This window comes from Microcoleus sp. B4-C2 (assembly GCF_036705265.1).
Classification (GTDB): Bacteria; Cyanobacteriota; Cyanobacteriia; order Cyanobacteriales; family Microcoleaceae; genus Microcoleus.
The window spans coordinates 1-22426 of the sequence record NZ_JAUBUB010000064.1; the positions used below are offsets into that span (position 1 = coordinate 1).

The following is a 22426-nucleotide window of genomic DNA, read 5'->3' on the forward strand; positions in this document are numbered from 1 at the left end:
AGAAAACTGCTGAGTCTTTTGGGTTTGAGCTAGTTGCTAAAACTCCACAGTTAGATTGAGTTTCTTAGGAGGACTTTAGCTATTAGACAGGGACTTCAGTCCCTGGCGGAATGGCGGGTGCGCGGGAGGACTGGCGGACTGATAGCTTAAGTTGACACGCTTTGGGCAATGCCGTGTCCTGTATTTCATCCAATTAAAAACTGCTATACTACAAACCTAGCACGATACGAGTACATCCGATCGCCCAAGAACTCTCATATCTTCCTCATCGAGTTCGACTGGTGTACCGCTGCGAATTAGTTCCACAAAATCCTCATTCGGCACCATGATGCACAAAGCGTACAAACGTCCACTGCCCGTATTCTCAATTACGTGAGTGCCTGTTGGAGGCACTAACAAACTATCTCCAGGTTGAATACTAACTGTTTTGCCGTCGCAGGTTGCTTGCCCGGTTCCTTTGAGTACAAAAAACATTTCTACGGCTAATTGATGACGGTTGGGAGGAGTTTTGCCACCCGCATCGAAAATCTCCACGCAAACTGTTAATGAAACATTAGCTATTACCGGATCGAAGACGATCGCTAATCTATTAGTATCGCCCGGACTGATGCGAAATGCTTGGTAGTCTTTCGGAGACTTTATAACAGGAATCATGCACTGGTTTGTCATTTTTTTGTGCTTAATTGTTAATTATCGTAGGGGCGGTGCCCCCGTGCCCGCCCAGCCCCGTGCCCGCCCAGCCCGTGCCCGCCCAGCCCGTGCCCGCCCAGCCCGTGCCCGCCCAGCCCGTGCCCGCCTACTCAGTTTCTTAATCAAGAGGGGCAACCACGGGGGGATTGCCCCTACACTCATTCTAGGAATCATTGCTGACTGCTATTTAATTGCTTCTAACATAGCCTGAGAATCCGACAAAAAGCCAAAACATTGTTTAACGTTATAAAGAGTAGCTTGCCAGCAATACTCTGGAGATGTCGTAGCTGTACAATCTTTGACTAAAATACAATCGTAACCGAGAAAATTAGCATCTTGCAGCGTAGCCATGACGCACTGATCGGCGTTTACTCCTCCAAAGAAAAGTGTAGTTCTGCCAAGGTTCCGCAAGATACTATCTAAAGGAGTATCCCAAAAGCCACTCATCCGATATTTATCAACACAAATATCCTCCGGTTTGGGTTTTAATTCATCGACAACCTGCGCCGCCCAACTCCCAGCCATCAGTACAGGTGCGTTGTTTTTTGGCAGCGGATCTCCCAAACCTACACCGGATCCTGTGGGATTGTAAACGTGACGGGAAGCTGCACTAATATTGAGCAAATCGGGGCGGTTTCCCCAGTTGATCCAAATAATTGGTACTGCGTGCGATCGCAATTTTGGCAGCAAATTTTTTAAAGGATTAATTGGAGTTCGGGCGGGCGTTACATCTACGCCAATATGTGCTAGCCAACCGTCGGGATGACAGAAATCGTTTTGCATATCTATCACCAACATTGCTGCTTTTGCTAAGTCCAAACGCAGGGTTTTAGTTTCTGTTTCCAGGGTAACAGGTTGAGGCGCGATCGGCGATCGGGTGATATCGGCAATTTTGGCATCAACTTTCCAAGCATTCGGCGGTACGCCCAAGGTGCGGAGAGAATCAGGATTCATATTGATTTTGACTCAAAAACAATTTCAATCTTATAACTATTTGATTGTCACTAACTTGTCATATCTTAAATCTTGGTTATAATTAAGTATCGGCGGCAACTATTTGAGAGTTTTTATGATTTATTAACTTTATTACAGGCGATCGCCAATGTTAGCGCCTGGGAAGCATACAATAAAAATCAATATAAATTTACAAAAAGGGTAAATCTGTGAGCTTTACAATTCAAAATGCTTTAATTCCCGTTGATAGCGGTTATGAAACGGCAGATGTGCAAGTGGTGGATAATTGCATAAGTGCGATCGGGCCTAAGTTAAAACCTGCGGGAACAGTTATTAACGGCAAAAATAAGCTGCTGCTGTCCGGTTTTGTCAACGCGCACACTCACTCTTCAGAAATGTGGCAACGGGGCATAATTCCCCCTTTGCCGCTGGAGTTGTGGATTGCCGAATTATACGATTTTACACCTCTCGATCCCGAACAAGTTTACTTGAGTGCCTTGGGAACTGCGGTAGAAACATTGCTGTCGGGCGGTACAAGCGTAGTCGATCATTTAGTTTTGATTCCGGGGCAAGAATTAGAGACAATCGCCGCCGCTGTTCGCGCTTATCAAGAAATCGGCATCCGCGCTTTTATCGGGCCGTTAATTCAAGATGAATCCCTGACAGCGGGGATGCCTGCGGGCGATAGTGGCATGGAACACGCGGCTTACATTCGATCGACTAAGGCAACTTTGGAATTAATGGAAACAGCCATAAAACAGTTTCACCATCCCGAAAAAGGTGTTAATATGTTGTTGGCGCCGACGGGAATTCAACTGTGTTCCGATGCTTTGTTTGAAGGCTGCATCGATTTGAGCGATCGCTACAATCTTTGTCGGCACGCCCACCTCTTGGAAACCGCCGCGCAAAAACAGTTAGCTTACGAAAAATACGGCTGTAGCGCTGTCGAACACCTGCAAAAAATTGGTTATTTGAGTCCCCGAACTTCCTTAGCGCACTGCGTTTGGCTGGACGATTCCGACATTGCGATTATGGCCGAAACTGGAGCGACAGTCGTACACAATCCCCTCAGCAACTTGCGCCTGGGAAGCGGCATTGCACCGATTTTGAAATACCGTCAAGCGGGAGTAAACGTATCTTTTGGTTGCGACGGCGCTGCTAGCAATGACTCTCAAGATTTGCTGGAAGCGATTAAAATTGGTTCGATTTTGCACAATATCACGGATTTGGATTACCGCCAATGGATTACACCGCGCCAGTCTGTAGAAATGGCATCCCTGGGAGGAGCAAAAGGCTTGAATCTCGCCGATGAAATGGGTTCGCTGACAGTCGGTAAAAAAGCAGATTTTGTGCTGTATGATTTAACCAGTTTATCATTGCTGCCACGCACCGATCCGATCGGCTTGCTAATATTGGGACGCCCGACTAATGCGGTAGATAGCGTTTGGGTAAACGGCAAGCAAATTGTCGCAGAAGGTAAGGTGAAAACGATCGATGTTGATGCTTTGAGGCGGGAATTATTCGATCGCAGCGAGTGGACTAGCAAGCGTCAATCGCAAACAGTAAGTGAAATAGAAGCCCACTATCGAAAAGTCATGAACCTGCAAGGTTATTCTTAAAAAATTCACCAATAGAATATGATATCATGTCCGGTTAAATCACATAATTAGCGCCGCCACTAAAAATTAACGCAATCAACCTCGCAAATCCCAATCACTCAGAAGCACTAGCCATGACACCCCCTAACAACCAGATAAATGTAGACGCCAGACTTGTTGCAGCTAATACCAAATTTGGTTTTAACTTGTTGAACACCCTCAGCAAACAACAGCCGAATCAAAATATCTTTATTTCCCCTACTTCTGTCGCCCTCGCACTGTCAATGACATACAACGGAGTAAGCGGAGAAACGAAACAAGAAATGACAAAAGTTCTCGAATTAACGGGAATGACTCCCCAAGAAATCAACGCAGCAAATCAAGCTTTGCAAAATAGTTTGCAGAAAGTTGACCCCAATGTCCAAGTATCAATTGCCAACTCGCTTTGGGCGAAACAAGGCTTCTCCTTCAAACCAGAATTTCTGCAAACAAATCAAGAATACTACAAAGCTAGTCTTACCGAAATCGACTTTATGAATCCGCAAGCTCCCAGCATCATTAACAACTGGGTAAGCGAAAAAACTCACGGAAAAATTGATCGAATAGTCAATCAAATTAGCCCCGATCAACTCTTGTTTTTGATTAACGCCATCTATTTCAAAGGCAACTGGGAAACGCCCTTTGATAAATCTAAAACTGCCAACCAAACTTTCTCCTTACCCGATGGCACTTCCAAGCAGCATCCGATGATGTCTCAGGAAGACAGTTATGGGTACTACGAAACAGACAAATTTCAAGCAGTCAGTTTACCTTACGGAGAAGAAGGCGCTCTGGCCATGTATATTTTCTTGCCCAATTCCAATAGCAATTTGGCAACTTTCTTGCAGGAATTAACACCAGAAAACTGGAATCAATGGATGCAATTTTTAAAATTTAGTAGGGAAGTTGGGAGTATTGAAATACCGCGCTTCAAAATGGAGTATGAAGTTGAACTCAACAGCACACTCATAGCTTTGGGAATGGCAGGAATTTTTGATATATCAAAAACCGACTTTTCTCCGATGACTGATGACAACGTAGCAGTAGATTCAGTAAAACACAAAACATTTGTCGAAGTGAACGAAGAAGGTACAGAAGCAGCCGCAGTGAGTTCAAAGGCGTTCTTCTGTCCGCCTTTTAAAATGAATGTAAACCGTCCACTCTTTTGTGCTATTCAAGACCATACTACAGGAACAATATTATTTATGGGTACCATCGTTGACCCCCAATAATATCAAAAATATAGCCTTTCTCAGTAACATGAGGTACCCGACGTGCATAGGGCATAGGGCATAGGGCATAGGGCATAGGGCATACCTCACTTTCTTGAGAACCGCTATAGTAGGTGCGTCAGGAAATGTTCGATCGACTTTTAATCAAATAACCCTAGCTGACGCACCCTACCAAGCTAATTATACGGTAAAATATCAGTCTAAAAATAATCATATTTGCGACAAATTGATGATTAAACTGCACAAATGGCAGCGGATACTGGCTTTAATAGTTGTTTTTACGATCGCCCTTACCTCCTCCGCGATATTATCTCCGCGTCTTTTGGCTCAAACCCCGCCCAAAGCCCCAACAACCGAATTGCGCGGCGTCTGGCTGACTAACATTGACAGCGACGTTATCTTCTCCCGCAACAACATCATTGACGCTGTAAATCGACTGGATCAACTCAATTTTAATACCATCTATCCCACGGTGTGGCAAGGAGGCTATACGCTTTATCCCAGCGATGCAGCCCAACGAGTATTCGGACAGTCGATCGACCCCTCGCCCGGATTGAAAGACCGAGACATCCTCAAAGAAATTATAGCACAATCCCGCCAAAAAGGTATAGCAGTAATCCCCTGGTTTGAGTTTGGTTTCATGGCCCCCGCCGAATCGGAATTAGCCACACTTCACCCAGAGTGGCTGGCGCAGCGGCGCGACGGTTCAACTATTTGGAAAGAAGGCAAACACGATCGAGTTTGGCTGAATCCCTTTCATCCCGAAGTCCAGCAATTCATCTCAGATTTAATTCTAGAAATTGTCGATAATTATGATATAGATGGCATTCAATTTGACGACCATTTCGGCTTGCCCGTAGAATTTGGCTACGAGCCGTTAACCGTGTCAATGTATCAGCAACAAATCAAAAGTCCTCCCTCCAACGACCCCCGCGAAACCTTCTGGGTGCGCTGGCGCGCTGACAAAATCAACGACTTCGTGGGCAGAGTTTCCCGCGACATCAAATCCCGCAAAGAAAAATGTATTGTCAGCTTATCTCCCAACCCTTTTCACTTTTCTTTACCCGCCCACTTGCAGGACTGGTTTACCTGGGAAAGACGCGGCTACATCGACGAAATTGTGTTGCAGGTTTATCGCAGCGATATCAAGCGTTTTAGTGCCGAACTGGAACGGGAAGAAGTTAAACTGGCTAAACTTAATATTCCAACTGCGATCGGCATTTTAACAGGTCTTAAAAATAATTCTGTTCCCCTCAAACAAATTCAAGAACAAGTGCAAGAAGTGCGAAAAAGAGATTTCGCTGGCGTGTCGTTCTTTTTCTACGAAAGTTTGTCGAATTGGGCGAAGGAAACCCCGGAACAGCGCAATTCTGCCTTGCAAGAATTCTTTCCCACAAAGATGCAGCGCCCGCCCTCAGAAGCCAGAATTTGAAACCCACGGTTAAAATGAGAAAAAGCATACAGCGCTTAGGAATTGTCATCTTATCTTTAAGCGCTTTCCTAACAATTGGCTATCTCACTCCCACAAAGTGGGGAAATTACTCGCAAGCAGATTGCACCATGTCTCTATACGTTTCCAGCCAAGGCATTCACACCGAAATCATTGTTCCAGTTAAAAATAAATATTTTGACTGGAATCAATTTTTACCGCTAATAGAAATAGGGCGGGATGCGAATTATGATTATAAATATTTGTCTTTTGGCTGGGGAGATCGAGCTTTTATGTTGGAAACTCCCACATCAGCAAGTATCAACCCAGTTACAGCTTTCAAAGCTCTATTTCTCCCTACTCCGTCTACCCTACACGTTCAAAGTTATCGGGTTTTCCCCCAAAGTATAGAAACCAAATGTGTAAAAATTAGCGGCGAAAATTATCTGACACTGGTAAAATTTATTAAAAATTCATTCCAATTAGACGCAGCAGGTAATAAAATTAAAATTAGCTACGGCTACGGCAACAGCGATAGTTTTTATGAAGCAAAAGGCAGTTACTCTATTTGGAAAACTTGCAACGACTGGACGGCCGAAGCTTTGCAACAAGCCGATGTCAATACTCCTTTATGGTCAACGCTTTCTGCGGCGATTATGTTTCATTTAAATAGCGGCTGCGAATGTCAAAGATAAATGGTATTAACGAATGGTAATAATGTTTTACTTTAGCTTATAAAATTTATAATAAATGATTATGTATGGGTGGGATGTTAAAGTTGCATTGTGTTTTTTAACTGGTATAATTAGCAATTTGAGCAAAAATCATGAATGTAATTCCAGCGATCGACTTATTGGATGGAAAATGCGTCAGATTATATCAGGGAGACTACGCGAAGTCTCAAACTTTTAACGACAACCCCGTCGAAGTCGCGAGACAGTGGGTAAATGAAGGCGCGACAATGCTGCATTTAGTAGACCTCGACGGCGCTAAAGCCGGTCATCCAGTCAACCAAGCAGCCATTGAAGCGATCGTCCGATCAGTAGACGTTCCTTGTCAAGTAGGTGGCGGAATGCGCGATCGCGCCTCGGTTGCTGGTATCCTCAATTTAGGCGTCCGCCGCGTCATTCTCGGCACTGTCGCCGTCGAACAACCCCAATTAGTCGGCGAATTGTCCGCCGAATTTCCCGATCGAATTCTGGTTGGCATCGACGCCAGAAATGGTAAAGTTGCTACTAGAGGCTGGCTAGAAACTTCGGAAGTTTTAGCGACAGAATTGGCGCAAAAAATGGCCGAGTTAGGGGCGGCTGAAATTATTTACACCGACATTCACCGTGACGGTACTATGGAAGGGCCGAATTTGGACTCTTTACGCGAAATTGCTAACGCTATTTCGATTCCGGTGATTGCTTCCGGTGGCGTTAGTTCGATCGCCGATTTATTGAGTTTGCTGGCTTTGGAACCAATTGGTGTCAAAAGTGCGATCGTCGGTAGGGCAATTTATACCGGCGATATCTTGCTAAAAGAAGCAATTCAAGCAGTCGGACAAGGGCGGTGGCAGGATGTACCCCCAGATTTGGGTTCTTCAAGCTTTGCTTGATAATCATGTCGAGTTAACTGGCTACCCAATATGTAACAGTTATCAATTTTCCGACTCACAGTCAACAGTCAGCGTAGAATCGTATTTCTTACCATCATCGTAACCATGTTTTTGAACCATACAATTACAGCTTTAAGTTCTGGTATGGCATCCCTAGTTGCTCCCATACCTTTGTTAGCAACAGTCGAAGCCGAAAATTCGCCGATCGTTCTGAGCGGAGTTTTGCTCAGTTTGGTAGTGATTTATCTCGCCAGTAAATTAGGCGCGGAAGCGGCTAAAAAGTTCGATTTGCCACCGGTTTTGGGTGAACTTGTAGCAGGGGTAATTGTTGGCGTATCTGCTTTACACCTGGTCATTTTTCCCGAAGCAGGGCTGTCAGCCTCAGACTCAGGGATTATGACAGTTGTGCAATCGATTAATCATCTGTCTCCTGCCGCCCTCACCAGTGTGTTTGAATCGCAGAGTGAAGTCATTTCAGTGCTGGCTGAAATAGGCGTGATTATTCTGCTGTTTGAAATTGGCTTAGAGTCGGATATCAGACAACTCAAAGAAGTGGGGGTTCAAGCCGTCGTTGTCGCCTGTGCCGGCGTGGCAGTTCCCTTTGCCGCTGGTACTGCGGGCTTGATGATAATTTTCCACACGGCGGCGATTCCGGCGATTTTTGCGGGGGCTGCTTTGACGGCAACCAGCATCGGAATTACCTCCAAAGTTTTGTCGGAATTAGGACAACTCAAATCTAAAGAAGGTCAAATCATTGTTGGTGCAGCGGTGATTGATGATGTGCTAGGAATTATTGTCCTGGCTGTTGTCGCCAGTTTAGCGAAAACCGGTGAAATTGATGTTGTTAATGTCATCTATTTGATTGTCAGTGCAACTGCGTTTCTGTTGGGTTCTATTCTGTTGGGCGGCATCTTCAACAAAAGCTTCACTGCGGTGGTGGAGAAACTCAAAACTCGCGGCAATATAGTCATCCCGGCATTTGTCTTTGCTTTCTTCATGGCTTTTCTGGGCAACGCAATTCATCTCGAAGCGATTTTGGGTGCGTTTGCGGCTGGTTTGGTGTTGGATGAAAGCGATGCCCGCAACGAGTTGGATGAACTGGTGAAGCCGATCGCGGATTTGCTGGTTCCCATCTTTTTTGTAACCGTGGGAGCTCGCGCGGATTTGGGGGTTTTGAACCCAACAGTGCCGGATAATCGGGCTGGCCTTTTGATTGCCGTATTTTTGATTGTGGTTGCGATTTTGGGCAAGCTGATTACTGGTTGGGTGGTGTTTGGTCTGCCGGGAATCAATCGATTGGCGATCGGAGTGGGGATGATTCCTCGGGGCGAAGTCGGGTTAGTTTTTGCTGGCATCGGTTCGGCGAGTGGGATTTTGGATAAACCGTTAGAAGTCTCGATTATTATCATGGTGATTCTGACGACATTTTTAGCGCCGCCTTTTCTGCGGGTTGCCTTTGGCGATACAGTAGAGCCTCCTGCTAGTGGCGAACTTTCTAGCGAGAAAATCGTTTGATTACCGGGTGATATTAAGTCGGTTTTGAGGTGGTTGGGGGCGATCTGCTGGTATTGAATCACTTGGCGGCGATCGTCTCCCTTGCTACTCATTCGCCTCCTGGTTCAGACGGGGTGACAACCACTTCAGAGAATGCGATCGCAGTTATTTACCCACGAGTGCTACAGCACCGCTTTGTAACACAGGAATTTCAATGCGGAACTCTGCTCCTTGATGGGGTTGAGAGAAACACTGGAGTAAGCCACCATGCTTATCAACTACAATTTGATAGCTGATGGATAGTCCTAATCCAGTTCCTTTACCAATTGGTTGGGTGGTGAAGAAGGGATTGAACACCTGTTGTCTAACAGTTTCCGTCATCCCTGGCCCATTGTCTTGAACTTGAATCACCACGTTTTTAGAACAATTGGGCCCAGTTTCCTTTGTGACTAGCTTCGTCCGAATAGTGATGCGACTGGGATTTGTTTGGATGTCTTTTCGAGAACGCTGATTGTCGTAGTTTTCTAAAGCATCGATCGCATTTGCCAGAAGATTCATAAAGACCTGGTTCAACTGTCCGGCATAGCACTCTACCAGAGGTAAGTCGCCGTAATCTTTAACAATTTCAATAGCAGGATGATCCGGTTTCGCCTTCAGTCGATTTTGCAAAATCATCAATGTGCTGTCAATTCCCTCGTGGATATCAACTGGCTTCATTTCTGCCTCATCCAGCCGCGAGAAGTTTCGTAGCGACAGGACAATTTCACGAATGCGATCGGCTCCTACCTTCATTGAAGTCAGGATTTTGGGTAAATCTTCACTAATGAAGTCCAGCTCGAACTCTTCAATTTTTTCCTGAATTTCGGTATTAGTTGGATAGGTTTGCTGGTAAAGCTGAATCAACTTTAGTAAATTTTGCGTATAGTCCGCAGTATGGCTCAGGTTGCCATAGATAAAGTTGACTGGATTATTAATTTCGTGAGCAACACCAGCAACAAGTTGCCCCAAACCAGACATTTTCTCTGCCTGAATAAGCTGTGCCTGAGTTTGCTGTAAGGTTTTGAGTGCAACCTCAGCTTCCTCTTTTGCTTGCCTTAACGCAGTTTCGGCTTGCTTGCGCTCAGTAACATCCAGTGCCAAGGATGCAACTCCAAGAATCTCTCCACCATCCCCTACTAAAGGCGTATTGAACCATTCGCAAATAATGGTTTTGCCGTCTTTCGTAAGATTTTCGTTGACGCTGTAGCGTCCTCCGGTCTCAATCAACAGCTCGTTCATAACTCGATCGACAGTCTTTCTGGTCGGCGCAGGCACAATTAATTCTGGGGGATGGTGTCCGATCGCCTCTTTCGCCGTGTAACCAAAAATCTTCTCGGCCGCTGGATTCCAGGCAGTGATTTTTAAGTTTAAATCCCATTCCACAACTGCCAGTGAAGTTTGGCAGAATAAAAAAGATAGCCGCTGCTCCGACGCTTTGAGTTCTTCTTCTGCCTGTTTCCGTTGAGTAATGTCAATCCCTGTTTTGATGATGTACTCAATTTCACCTCGATCATCGACTAAAGCAGTATCTGACCAGGCAATAAGTCTAAGTTGTTGATCTTTACTCACCCAACTGCCTTCATACTGCAGCGGAAAATTACCAGCTTTTAAAGACTCAAAAGTAGTTTTGGCTTGTCTAGCTAAGTCTGAGTTCGGGAACAAGTCCCAAAAGTAGCGCCCCTTCAGTTGACTAAACGAGTAATGAGTCATTTGTTCGCAAGCTCGGTTAAAGCGAACGATTTGTCCCTGCGGGTCGAGCACAACTACCAGGGCACCTGCAATTTCAAGAATGGCTGAAACAAAATTGCGTTCCACTTCAACTGCTGTAATCAGTTCCTCTAACTGAGTTGCCATATTGTTAAAGGCGATCGCCAATGTCCCCAATTCGTTTTGGCTGTCGATGTTGACCCGCGTCTCTAATTCCCCCGCACTGAGTTCAGTAGCTGCCGTGGTTAAGCGCTGTAGCGGCACCACAATTTGCCGAATAAATAGATACCCAATGCCAACAGCGACGATCGTCACCAGCGTCAATGAGCCTCCCATAATTGAGAGCATTTGGTAAACGGGAGCATAGGCCTCAGCCGTTGGCAGTTCTACAACCACCGTCCAATTCACGCTCCGAACTAAGGTACTGGCTCCCAATACTTCTACCTGCTTTAGACCCAGATAAACATTAAGGTGCTTAGTATCTTCCGATGCTTTCAAAAATTGAAAAAAGGGACGCTTAGAAATATCTTGAAGCTGAAACGTTTCTGGCTTACTACCCTTTTGAGCAATGAGAAAATTACGCTCATCAACTACATAGACATAACCCGTCTTGCCAACCTCCGTTTGGGAAACAATAAACCAGAGAAAGTTGAGATTTATCTCTGCTAATAGCACCCCATCCACCTCATCTCGATCATTCCGAATCGGAACCGCCATAATGGTTGTTAGTTGGTTGGTTTGAGGATTAATTTCTACAGGACTGACATAATCTTCCTGCTGTTTGAAGGCACGAATAAACAGTGGCGAATTGGCTGGATTTTCTAATTGAAGCGGTTTATAGGGTGAAACTGACGCAACAACTTGTCCCTTCCTATTCAAAATGGCAACGGCTTCATAAGCATCATTATGACGAATCAACCCTTCCAACAGGCTCTGCTGCACTTGAGATTGAAAGTTGGTGAGTCCTTTGACCCTAGCTAAATAGCTCAGTTTTCGTTTCAAGTCATCTAGATAATTATCAATCTGCCCTCCTGCTGTCTGGCTACGCGCTTGTTGGAGCGATCGCGATTGCTGGATCTGGGCCTGAAAGCTGAGGTAGATCAGCAAGCCACCTGTGGGCAGTAAGCTCAGGAGAACCAAAAATATCAAACCATAGCGGAGCTGATGTGCAATAGAAAAGAAGCGTTGCCAGAGATGTGAAGGGGAGCTTTTGGCAATCGGCAGAGCGCGATCGTTGCGTTGATTTTGCATCGGACTTAAGGATCAATATTGGTAAATCAATTAATCGGCGCACTAAGGAGAAACATCAATTTGGCCCGTCGTCACAGCTTCTCGGATGGTCTTGAAAGTGTCCTCTTCCTGAGACGTGAGACTACCACGGAAAGGGGCAAAGTCGTAGATTTTTTCCTTGAGCCCAAACTTGTAAAGTTTTCCTTCCCAGCGACCTTGCTGGGTTAACACTGCCACATTTAGCACCAGATTGGGAATGTCCTGCAGAACGCTAGTGAGGACTTTGCCAGGAGCCACTTCATACTGATCCTTTGTCCTACCAATCACAAAGACTCCTGGCTTTTGCGAAACGGCTATTAGGGCGGCTAACCCTGCCTCACCCGCGTTGAAAGTCAAAACATCTACTCCAGAGGCAACCATATCCGTGGCAATTTTGGTGGCTTTTTCCGTATCAACCCAAGAATCGAGAAAAGCAGTCGAGGCTTGAACAGAGGGATTCGTGGCTTTCACTCCCCGCCTAAACAATGCTTCTTCTTCTTGGTAAACGGGATAAGGTTCACCCACAATATAGCCAACTTTATTGCTTTTGGTCTTCATCGCAGCCAAAGCGCCTGTGAGGTATCCCACCTCACCCGATCGAAAAGCAACAGCCCCTAAATTTCTGTTATTCCCTGGATGCGTTGTAATCAGGGCAAATTTCGTGCGTGGAAATTCTTTAGCGAGCTTTTCGGCAGTTGTGGAATAGGCACCACTGGCGGCAATTATCAGGTCATAGCCGGACTGGGCATATTTGCGAATGATAGGTTCACTATTTTCACCGTCAATACTGTCAGTAATGTCTACCTCAGCATTAAATTTATTTTTGATTAGATTCAATCCTTCAAAGCAAGCTTGATCCCAACTTTGGTTGTCTTTGGCGCCTGTGGTGAGCATGGCCACTCTAAAGCTGCTAGAGGTGGTGGCTTCAGGGGCAGAGTCTACGTTCGGAGTCGATCGACTGCAACTGATCGCAAAAACCAGAGCTAGAGCCACCAGAGTCATGTGTTTCAAGAGAGATTGAATCAGCATAATAGCTTTTCGCAGCAAGGTTACTTTTTCTACGCCGATAAATTTGTTGAAGGCTATCTCAACCATCTTCAAAACTCTTACTCTCGCTCGCATTTAATGACTCTGACAGATTCAGCGTAAGCTGTCCCGCCTTTAAATTGTATATTCAGGGCGGGCGGGACGCTAGGGCCCCTACTCCCCACAAGACTTTATTTTTTTTTGACATACAATTTAAATGCCGCAACAGCTTAACACTCATTTAAGCTCAAAAACAAGTAAGGACACGGCACTGCCGTGTCCTTACAACTCTAACCTGCAATTAACCGAATTTGTTTGCTCTTACTTAACAAACAGCATTTCTTGATAAGTAGGCAGAGGCCACAAATCATCAGCCACTTCACCTTCCAGGGCATCCGCATACTGGCGAACCTCATCCATCAAAGGACGAATTGTTTGCGAAGCATATTGCATATGGTCTTCTGTCGAAGCAAAATCGTGCTTGCTCAAAGCAGCGCTCAACTTGCTTGCAGTATCCATCATGGACTTAAGCAAGACCGCTACTTTTTCGGCAGTTTCCTTTTCCAGTTCAATCCCAATCTCTTTCAATTTAGAAATCGTGCCGGAAAGTTCCGCTAAATACCTCACCGCTGCGGGGTAAATAATGGTTTTTGCGATGCTGATTACCAGTTTTGCTTCGACTTCAATTGCCAGCAAATACTGCTCAGCATAAACATCGTAACGGCTTTCCAATTCAACGGGAGTCAGAACACCTGTCTTTTCAAACAAGTCTTCAATGTATCCTTCCTTCAACACGGGTAAAGCATCTGCCGTAGTCCGCAAGTTAGCTAAACCCCGTTCCTCAACGGCCATTTTGTGCCATTCTTCGGAATAGCCGTCGCCACCAAATACAACCGCACCGTGCTCGTCCATCACTTCTTTGAGAATGGTTTGGATGGCAGCATTCAGTTCAGTTCCCTTAGCCAAATCGCTTTCTAATTTGTTAGCAATCCAGTCCAAAGAATCTGCAAGAATTGTATTCATCGCCACCAGTGGCCCGGAAACAGACTGACCGGAACCTACTGCCCGGAATTCAAACCGGTTTCCAGTAAAAGCAAAGGGCGAAGTCCGGTTTCTGTCTCCAGCATCCTTCATGAAAGTAGGCAGTGTTTCTACACCTAAGTTCATAATTCCCCGACCTTTAGAGTCCTTAACTTCTCCCCGGCTAATTTGCCCGAAGATATCTTCTAATTGCGAACCCAAATAGACAGAGATAATTGCTGGTGGAGCCTCATTTGCACCCAATCGGTGGTCGTTGCTGGCAGTAGCAACTACCGCGCGCAATAGCGGCCCGTATTTGTGAACTCCGCGAATCACAGCGCCGCAGAAAACTAGAAATTGTATGTTCGAGTGCGGTGTATCGCCTGGGTCTAATAAGTTTCCTTGGGTGGCATTGCCGATCGACCAGTTGACGTGTTTGCCAGAACCGTTAATGCCGGCGAAAGGCTTCTCGTGCAGCAAACACATAAAACCGTGTTTCTTCGCAGTGTTGCGGAGAATTGTCATGGTTAATTGTTGGTGGTCGCTGGCGACGTTTGCCGCTTCAAAAACTGGTGCAATTTCAAACTGACCGGGAGCTACTTCGTTGTGGCGGGTTTTGGCAGGAATTCCCAGCCGGTACATTCTTTCTTCTACTTCCTGCATGAAGACTTGAACGCGCTCTGGAATCGCTCCAAAATAGTGGTCGTCAAATTGCTGACCTTTGGCAGGAGGTTTGCCAAACAGGGTGCGACCTGCTAGCAGTAAATCGGGGCGGTTGTTGGTGAAATTGGCATCTACCAGGAAGTATTCTTGTTCGGAACCGCAACTGGAATTTACCGGAGCAACTTCGGTATTGCCTAATAGCTTTAACACTCGGCTTGCTGCTTTATTCATGGCGGCAATGGAACGCAAAAGCGGCGTTTTCTTGTCTAAGGCTTCACCTGTCCAGGAGATGAAAACAGTGGGAATGCACAATGTCATGCCGTTGTCTGTTTCCATGACATAAGCAGGGCTGGTGACATCCCAGGCTGTATATCCGCGAGCGGCCGCAGTCGAGCGAATGCCGCCGTTGGGGAATGAGGAGCCATCGGGTTCGCCTTGTACGAGAACTTTGCCTGCAAATTCTGAGATGACGGAACCGTCGCCTTGCACTGAGATGAAACCGTCGTGCTTTTCGGCGGTGCCGTTGGTTAGCGGGTAGAATACGTGGGCGTAGTAGAGGGCTCCTTTGGAAATAGCCCAATCTTTCATTGCTACTGCAACTACATCAGCTACGGAAGCATCGAGTTTTTGGCCGGTTTGAACGGTGTTTTTTACTGATTTGAAAATGCTTTTGGGCAGACTTTCTTGCATCTTGCTCAGAGTAAAAACGTCTGTTGCCCACATATCTTCTAGCCGCTTGGGAGGCCGACTAGGCATCAGTTTGCGGTTGACGATTTGAGAAATTGCTTGAACGCGCGATTCGTTTCCACTCATGGTTATTTTTATTGGTATTGCGGGACGAGTAGTTGAGAAAAAATAGATGTTAGCAAAAGTCTAACGATTGACGAATATGTTGGATTTACCTAAGATTTTGCACCATTCTCAATAACGGGCAAGATGCCCGTTCCACAAGAGATCAATTTTCTCGCTTCACAGGCCGTCCAGCCTGTTCATAAAAGGCTAATTGAGAATGGTGCAACATATGAGATTTACCCAACATTTTTTGTCAAAGCTAACTTTTGCGAGAATGCCTTTTTTGGCAGGCTCTACAAGATTGGATGAGCGAGGCGCAATCACTTCGCCGTCCACCGGGCGTGAGAATCCAGTGTGAGATGCGGTTGGATTTCGGTTATTAGCAAGAAGATAGATGGCAAGAGCCTGTACAAACTTGAGTCAACATTATAGATGTCTGCACTGCACAAATTTAGTAATTAATCTTTACCCTGGTCAGCTCAAAAATTTTGTGCGAATCAATTCCGATGAATTCAGGTCAAAACTACTTATGGTTTTTAACGGTTCGACGATCGATAAATCGCAGTCCAGCAAACAACGCACTCGTTTAGGAGTTTTGGAGAATTATGGAGAGTACACAATCTACACTTGGAGAGTTTAAACAATCATTAACCAAATAAATGTATTGTAGGCTACAGAATTTTAGGTTTTTTTCAGAAAGGTCGATCGCACCAAGCGCACACAACCGCAGGGTTTCAGTGTAACAGGACGCGGGGCGCTCAAACTAAGGGCGATCGTACTCGCATAGGGCATAGGGCATAGGGCATAGGGCATAGGGCATAGGGCATAGGGCATAGGGCATAGGGCATAGGGCATAGGGCATACCTCACTTTCTTAAGAACTGCTATATGATAAATAAAGTCTGGCAACTCTTCTAAAATTTGGTGCGACAATTTGCTGTAGAAATCTTTAGGAGATTTGGGAACTTATTAAACTGTTATAGCCGCAGTTTATTGAGCCTAAATGAGTAAGTTGATAATTTTTATTTAACTCCTTGGTAATCCGAAGACTTTAGAGCATGAGCCAAAAAGCGTTCTGTGTAGTACAAAGCTAATTGATTGCTCGGCCCATTAAAAACTGCATCAAAGGCGTGTTCAGCCCAAGGAATTTCGAGCAAAATAGCCCGTGAAGCGAAGCTATCCCGTAGGGAATCGCCCGTGGCTCGGAATCGTTCGTAGAGCGATCGACCAAACTTGGGCTGAACGATATGGTCGCGGCCTGCATAAACCAGTAGAGAAGGGGGAAGATTCGGTTTAATATAATTGATGGGAGAAGCCCGACGGTAAAGCTCGTTGAGTTCATCTGGCGTTCCTCCCAGAAAGGCGCGCAAGACGGCTCGAACATTTATGGCATCAGGAAAAGGTGGGTCATTGTATCCCCGAATCAGGTCATTTGGCCCGTAATAGTTGACCACGGCTCGAACTGGAAGCACACTAGAATCATAAGCAGTTAGCATTGCTAAATGGGCACCTGCAGACCTTCCCATCAAAGCAATTCGATCGAGATCGATTTCCCAATCAGCAGCATGAGTTTTGATATAGGAAAGAGCGGCTTGTACGTCCTCAAGCTGAGCAGGAAATTGATACTTGGGAGCGTGGCGGTAATCAATTGCAACCACACAATAGCCTTGGGCGGCCATGTAGCGGCTGAATTCCTCATTGGAATCGGGATTTCCTCTTTGCCAAGCTCCCCCGTAGAGTGTGATAATCGCTGGATATTTGCCAATTTCCATCGGCCGATAAAGGTTTAGTTGCAGTGAAACTCCGTCAGGGTTGGCAAATCCAATAGCCCGATCGATCCTAACGTCTCTAATCGGAATTCCTCGGAACGTATCTCCGAGGATAAACGGTTGAGGGCGTAGCTGCGCGCGATCGGCTTGAGGAATCGCTGCTAAATAATTTTCCCCTAAAACTGCTTGCATTTGGGTAGCTACCGCTGCATTGGCTGCTGGGAACTGAATCAGGGGTAGCAGGCCCAGGATGAGGGCGAACAGGTTACAAATTGACAAAATAATGTAGACTTTGCCTTGATGCCGTCTGAGCAGGTTCAGCAGAAGGGCGATCGTATTGATACCAACCAACCAAGGACTGATTTCTGGTGCTCCCACCGCCAAAGGGTACAGGAACATCGTGGGTGCTGGTATGATGACCCAGAGACTGAGAAATAGGGCGATCGCACTCAGGAACCAAGAAATAAATGGCGAGACTAAGAACGCTGCTAATAAGGGTAACTTTTTGCGGTTCTTCTTGTGGATCATCGGATTTTCGCAGCCTAATTTTTAATCAGTTTAAATTAATCTGGTGGTTTTTATTGGTGAGGCGATCGCCTCTGGCATTTTACCAAACCAGCAGCTTCATTGACTCCGACATCCTGCGTCGAGCGAAAATGCTTTGCATCGTTGTATTTTCATCTTTGACGTTGTTCGCTGTTTGTGGGAATCTTAAGCTGAGTTTTTCCCGCTAAACTAGCTGTATAGGCTGTTACTCATCAAAAGTTTGGCTATTATTCCGATTTTGGTAGTTAGGCAGGACTTAGGCACGGGTGTCTATAAACCGGGTTTTTTTACGAGTCTACTTCGTTGCACTAGGCGATTCCCAATAAAAAAACCCGGTTTCTTTACTGACTCGTTAAGTCTCGAAGTTTATCTCGAAAATAACAGAAGCTTGGTGACAAATTATTATCTACGTCCATGAGGGGAGCAATCTTCTCAGCCCACTTTGACTTCTCTTCACCAACTTCGTGCCAAGGAAGTTTAGACAATTCTTTGCTACCACCGGAAAACACCGCATCAGCTAACTTCTCCCACGTCCCACAGATACTATCATTGGTGTAAGAATTTAGGACTGCTTCTTTTGCTCTCCGATAAGCTGCCTTAACTGCTGCTAAATCGCCTAGATACCATGCTTCTCCTTCTTCAATTGCTATGCAAAATTGCGTCTTTGGCTGAGGATTACACTTATCTACAATATCTAGTAGTTCTTTGCGAAACGTACTGAGGCATCGGTCATCAAGATCGCAAATTACAATAAGGACAGCAGGGCAATCAGGAGGATATTTAGAGAAGGTTTTGCCGTAACCTTGAACAAGTCGCGGAAGCTGGTCGAGCAGAATTCGTTTTTTGGTTTCAGAAGCAGATTTTAAACCTTTAGGAATATGTCCAATTCCTTTGTAAGGATGGATCTCAAATGTGTGTTGTTCGGTGCTAATAATCTTTGGTATAAGAATTTCAAGAGCAGTTTTTCCAGAAATATCCTCGACAAGTATCTCAAAGTGCATTTATTCACCTTTTATCTAGATAATCGCTGTACCAAAGTCCGCCAAGGGGCAATCCTTCAGAAACAAGGTTATTAATGAGAGAATCTTCGCTAGCTCGTCTGATTGTAGAAAAACCATCCTCGCCCTTTTCAAGTACCCAAACCTCTTCAGGGTTAAGAGCATCTACAAAATAGGGTTGATGTGTTGTAACAAATACTTGCGATCCACTTCTTCGAGCTGTAGCGTGATCTCGAAATTCTCGGGCTAGAGTTTCTAAAAGCTTATGGTAAAGTCCGTTTTCTGGTTCTTCAATGCACAAAAATGGCGGTGGTGAGGGGTCTTCTAAAAGAAGGAGATAGGCAAATACCTTCAGTGTTCCGTCTGACATTTGTTGAGCATAAAATGGTTCTTGAAAACCTCGATCGTTGAACTGCAGCAGAAGTCTACCGTCTGGACTTTTTGCGGTGCTAATCTTTTCCACCCCTGGAATCTTACTAGATATTTTTTGCAGAATTGATTGGAATTTCTTAGGATGCTCTCTCTCCATAAATTGAACCACATTTCCTAGATTATCTCCATGAATATTCAAATGTTTTTGTGGCCCAGCCAGAGGTAAGCTACGGGCAGCGTCTGGTGTGAAATAGCTGAGATACCATCCTTCGATAAATCTACGAAATGCGGAAATTCTTGGGTGTTGTTTGAGGGCTCCCAAAGTAGCAATTCCCAGTTTTCGCTTGTCGTCAAGTTCAACTATTTCCTTTTCTTTACTTTCTTCTGATGTCTCACCGATCTGGATGTTTTCTATTAAATTGTTTACATCAAATTCTCCTCGATCTTCATCAAGTAGCTGGCCTCCTTCTTCACCTTTCCATGCTAAACCCTTACCTTCATTCAGAATCAAAAAAGAATAAGGTTGTCCTTTTTTTTCGTTTTTTCTCCGTTGTCTAAGTCTTTCTTTTTTTACATATGGTCTTTCAGAAGAGTCAAGGTCTATTGCCAAATCATAGGTGATTGGTCGAGCGTTACGATCCTCTTTATAGTAAATCTGAAACTCAACACTTCCCTTTTGTCCTTGCGAGCGAATTCTCTCGAAACCTCCCCGCCCACGGGCATCACAGGCTTCTTCTACTCCCCCTTTTAAGCAGTCTGCAAGAAAGCCAAAAGTGTCGAAAAGCGTGCTTTTCCCAACACCATTTTTACCGATAACGGCTGTCATTGGCGTTAGTTCCTCGGCATTTTGCGTATTCCACAGCTTGCCCATAGTAATATCACGCAGCGAGCGGTAATTTATTACCCTAAATCCTTCTATTTTTGCCACTTAAGTTCCTCTGCTCCATTAGGAATGTTATAAATTACTCTAACCATATAACAATTCAGTAACTCTAACATTATACTTGATTTTACTTAAGCCGATCGCCCATAATGCTCGGTCTTAAGCCACTCGGATCGCAGTAGTTGTTATGGATAATCTCCTAGCACATAAGTTGGCGGTGATTGAACCCTTGATGCAAGCGGCGGGTTAAGCGTGTCCTGAATTTATCACCCTTCCAGGAGCGAATAAACATTACTTAATTTTTGCTTTCGCGGCCCTAGATTCCACTGTGAATCCTGGAATATCTTGCAATTCTGTTTCGCTCAAACTGTACTGTTCGCAAACCAAACTCAAACGAGTCCCGGTACTTTTAACAGCGTTGACAGAGTGAGTCAAATCTCCTTGAAAATAGATCAGCGAGTTGGCTTGTGGCTTAATCTGGCCGACTTGCTGTTTGTTGCGCCGCAGTATCAATTCTCCCCCTTGCAAGTTCGGCGGTACTTGCACGTATAAAACGCTGACGGCTGCGGGAGGTTCCACAGTTTTGCAGTACGATCGCAAAGATCGATCGATATGCGGATCGACGCGGGAACCTTCACCCAGCAACAAAGGGTTGAGGTAAAAAGCATTGCATTCAGGCTGTAATGCTTGGTCTAGATAGGGTTTGAACAAGGGAAACCGCCGTTCTACTTCGGCGATTTCCGCACGTTGAAACACGACGGAAAACCCTTTTGTGCCAATGAAATCGCGATTGAGGTTGTTGATTGCTAGATAAGGGGAGGCTAGAATTGCTCCTCGCAAGTCGTTGAGGTAGTCGATCGAGAAAGCGTTAGGATGTTGGCTATAGTATTTCAAGGCACTCAAAAATCATCAAAGTTCAAGGAAACAGCAGATAGAAATGTAGCAATCGCTCAGACTTGGGATTGCTTCGTTTCTCGCAATGAGATAATAATGTTTATTTGTGTCCGCGTACTTAAGTCAAAGGTTTTTCTTAACTGCGGGCGATCGCCCGGAAGTCTCGCAACCGACTAGCAACGGCAGAATATCAGTATACAGGCGATCGTTGTGGTGATTCGATTATATTTGCAGTTTGATTATACATGATGCTGCTGGGAAGCCGATCGCCCATTTATTTTAACTTGTCCAATTGCAGGGGCGATCGCAATTTCCGCGATCGCAGCCTGCCTCTGTTTTATCACCGATTTCTTGAGTTTGCTAGCTGGAAAACAGATGCGTGTTGGTGGTGTATAGGAAACATCTTGCTAAAACCAGCAATCCGTGCATTAGGTAAAACTGCTGGGAGGGCGATCGACAATATCTAACTGGCGAGAGAACGTTAATAAAGTTTACAATTAGAGAATGTGGTCTAAGAAATACCAGCAGTCGCAACAGTTACTCAGTAATTATTTCAGATTAAATTAACATTTCACAGTGGAAAAAAGCCAAGCTGCCAGCTATAATTAAAGAGTAAGGGAAAAAAAATAACTCGCTGAAACGATATGGCAACAACATTGTACGAAAAAATGGGTGGAGAGCCAGCCATTAAAGAGATAGTCGATGATTTTTACCGCGATGTTTTGGCTGACGAGATAGTGAGCCACTTCTTCGATCATACAGACATGGAAAAGCAGCGCCGCCATCAAACTGCTTTTATCTCCTATGCCCTTGGCGGCACCAAGCAATACTCAGGCCGTTCAATGGAGAAAGCACACGCAGGTTTGAATTTACAGCCTGAACACTTTGATGCAATTGTGAAGCATTTGACCGATGCAATAGTTGCCCACGGCGCGTCCCAAGAGGATCTCGATGAAGCGCTAGGTAAGATCGCGACTTTGAAAGAGGCTGTTTTGTACAAGTAAAATCGAGTGAAGGCAAGAGGGTTTTTGCAGCCACTAGAAGAGTGATAAAAGTGGAGATTTCGTAATTGTGAAGCGAAAGCTCCACTTTGTTTTTTGCAGGATATAATGAACCGCTTTCGAGGCGAAGGAAGAGAAAAATTCACAATTGAGGCGTTATCAAGAACAGGCAAGATGCCTGTTCCACAAGAAAATTTAGTCTTTGTGGAACAGGCATCTTGCCTGTTCATAAAGCCTGATTTAAAATGAAAAATGGTACAAAGGCTCAGTTATTTTCCACTTAATTTATGGAGACCTGTTTCATTTTTTATAGTAGCTTGTTCGGCTAGCCACGGTATCAAGAACAGGCAAGATGCCTGTTCCACAAGAAAATTTAGTCTTTGTGGAACAGGCATCTTGCCTGTTCATAAAG

The 22426-nt window shown here is 45.1% G+C and carries 20 protein-coding genes; 10 read left to right on the plus strand and 10 right to left on the minus strand.

What is annotated here, in order from left to right; translation table 11 throughout:
* Positions 1–216: 216 nt before the first annotated feature.
* The gene (locus QUB20_RS18475) at positions 217–669 is read right to left on the minus strand and encodes a cupin domain-containing protein (RefSeq protein ID WP_333291554.1); all 453 of its coding nucleotides are present in this window, start codon (positions 667–669) and stop codon (positions 217–219) included.
* 204 nt (positions 670–873) lie between these two features.
* Entirely contained in the window at positions 874–1644 is a 771-nt protein-coding gene (locus tag QUB20_RS18480; protein ID WP_333246076.1) for a cysteine hydrolase family protein, read from the minus strand.
* A gap of 209 nt (positions 1645–1853) precedes the next feature.
* On the opposite strand from QUB20_RS18480, the gene QUB20_RS18485 reads away from it, so the two are divergent.
* From QUB20_RS18485 to QUB20_RS18510, 6 genes are all read left to right on the plus strand, one after another.
* Positions 1854–3263, plus strand: coding sequence for an amidohydrolase (locus QUB20_RS18485; RefSeq protein WP_333246074.1), 1410 nt, complete (start codon positions 1854–1856; stop codon positions 3261–3263).
* A gap of 113 nt (positions 3264–3376) precedes the next feature.
* The gene (locus tag QUB20_RS18490; protein ID WP_333246072.1) at positions 3377–4513 is read left to right on the plus strand and encodes a serpin family protein; all 1137 of its coding nucleotides are present in this window, start codon (positions 3377–3379) and stop codon (positions 4511–4513) included.
* Between the two features lie 229 nt (positions 4514–4742).
* Entirely contained in the window at positions 4743–5945 is a 1203-nt protein-coding gene (locus QUB20_RS18495; RefSeq protein ID WP_333246080.1) for a glycoside hydrolase family 10 protein, read from the plus strand.
* A gap of 14 nt (positions 5946–5959) precedes the next feature.
* A complete protein-coding gene (locus tag QUB20_RS18500; RefSeq protein WP_333246070.1) occupies positions 5960–6637 on the plus strand; it encodes a TIGR02117 family protein in 678 nt (225 codons plus the stop codon).
* A 131-nt stretch (positions 6638–6768) separates the two neighbouring features.
* Positions 6769–7542 carry a 1-(5-phosphoribosyl)-5-[(5-phosphoribosylamino)methylideneamino]imidazole-4-carboxamide isomerase gene (gene hisA / locus QUB20_RS18505; protein WP_333246068.1) on the plus strand — a complete coding sequence of 258 codons (774 nt, stop codon included), beginning with the start codon at positions 6769–6771 and terminating at the stop codon, positions 7540–7542.
* A 105-nt stretch (positions 7543–7647) separates the two neighbouring features.
* A complete protein-coding gene (locus tag QUB20_RS18510; protein ID WP_333208054.1) occupies positions 7648–9057 on the plus strand; it encodes a cation:proton antiporter in 1410 nt (469 codons plus the stop codon).
* A 144-nt stretch (positions 9058–9201) separates the two neighbouring features.
* On the opposite strand, the gene QUB20_RS18515 is transcribed toward QUB20_RS18510, so the two are convergent.
* From QUB20_RS18515 to QUB20_RS18525, 3 genes are all read right to left on the minus strand, one after another.
* Positions 9202–12033, minus strand: coding sequence for a PAS domain S-box protein (locus tag QUB20_RS18515; RefSeq protein WP_333246065.1), 2832 nt, complete (start codon positions 12031–12033; stop codon positions 9202–9204).
* Between the two features lie 42 nt (positions 12034–12075).
* Positions 12076–13146, minus strand: a complete 1071-nt coding sequence (locus tag QUB20_RS18520) for a BMP family protein (protein ID WP_333246063.1) — start codon at positions 13144–13146, stop codon at positions 12076–12078.
* Between the two features lie 252 nt (positions 13147–13398).
* Positions 13399–15573 carry a glutamine synthetase III gene (locus QUB20_RS18525; RefSeq protein ID WP_333246061.1) on the minus strand — a complete coding sequence of 725 codons (2175 nt, stop codon included), beginning with the start codon at positions 15571–15573 and terminating at the stop codon, positions 13399–13401.
* 123 nt (positions 15574–15696) lie between these two features.
* Between QUB20_RS18525 and QUB20_RS18530 the strand changes: the two genes are divergently transcribed.
* Positions 15697–15861 carry a hypothetical protein gene (locus QUB20_RS18530; protein ID WP_333291556.1) on the plus strand — a complete coding sequence of 55 codons (165 nt, stop codon included), beginning with the start codon at positions 15697–15699 and terminating at the stop codon, positions 15859–15861.
* A gap of 712 nt (positions 15862–16573) precedes the next feature.
* Here the strand turns inward: QUB20_RS18530 and QUB20_RS18535 are convergent.
* From QUB20_RS18535 to QUB20_RS18550, 4 genes are all read right to left on the minus strand, one after another.
* Positions 16574–17848 (minus strand): alpha/beta hydrolase, encoded by a 1275-nt coding sequence (locus QUB20_RS18535; RefSeq protein ID WP_333246059.1) that lies wholly within the window; start codon positions 17846–17848, stop codon positions 16574–16576.
* Positions 17849–18207: 359 nt separating this feature from the next.
* Positions 18208–18867 carry a hypothetical protein gene (locus QUB20_RS18540; protein WP_333246057.1) on the minus strand — a complete coding sequence of 220 codons (660 nt, stop codon included), beginning with the start codon at positions 18865–18867 and terminating at the stop codon, positions 18208–18210.
* A 4-nt stretch (positions 18868–18871) separates the two neighbouring features.
* Positions 18872–20164, minus strand: coding sequence for an AAA family ATPase (locus QUB20_RS18545; protein WP_333246055.1), 1293 nt, complete (start codon positions 20162–20164; stop codon positions 18872–18874).
* A gap of 246 nt (positions 20165–20410) precedes the next feature.
* On the minus strand, positions 20411–21013 hold the full coding sequence (locus tag QUB20_RS18550; protein ID WP_333246053.1) for a 2OG-Fe(II) oxygenase: 603 nt from the start codon (positions 21011–21013) through the stop codon (positions 20411–20413).
* 245 nt (positions 21014–21258) lie between these two features.
* Between QUB20_RS18550 and QUB20_RS18555 the strand changes: the two genes are divergently transcribed.
* From QUB20_RS18555 to QUB20_RS18565, 3 genes are all read left to right on the plus strand, one after another.
* Complete coding sequence (locus tag QUB20_RS18555; protein ID WP_333246051.1) at positions 21259–21480, plus strand: hypothetical protein; 222 nt, start codon at positions 21259–21261, stop codon at positions 21478–21480.
* A 177-nt stretch (positions 21481–21657) separates the two neighbouring features.
* Positions 21658–22017, plus strand: coding sequence for a group 1 truncated hemoglobin (locus QUB20_RS18560; protein WP_333055558.1), 360 nt, complete (start codon positions 21658–21660; stop codon positions 22015–22017).
* Between the two features lie 105 nt (positions 22018–22122).
* Positions 22123–22263 carry a hypothetical protein gene (locus tag QUB20_RS18565; RefSeq protein WP_333291558.1) on the plus strand — a complete coding sequence of 47 codons (141 nt, stop codon included), beginning with the start codon at positions 22123–22125 and terminating at the stop codon, positions 22261–22263.
* 20 nt (positions 22264–22283) lie between these two features.
* Here QUB20_RS18565 and QUB20_RS18570 read toward each other — a convergent pair whose 3' ends face one another.
* Positions 22284–22409, minus strand: coding sequence for a hypothetical protein (locus tag QUB20_RS18570; RefSeq protein WP_333291560.1), 126 nt, complete (start codon positions 22407–22409; stop codon positions 22284–22286).
* Between the last annotated feature and the right edge of the window lie 17 nt (positions 22410–22426).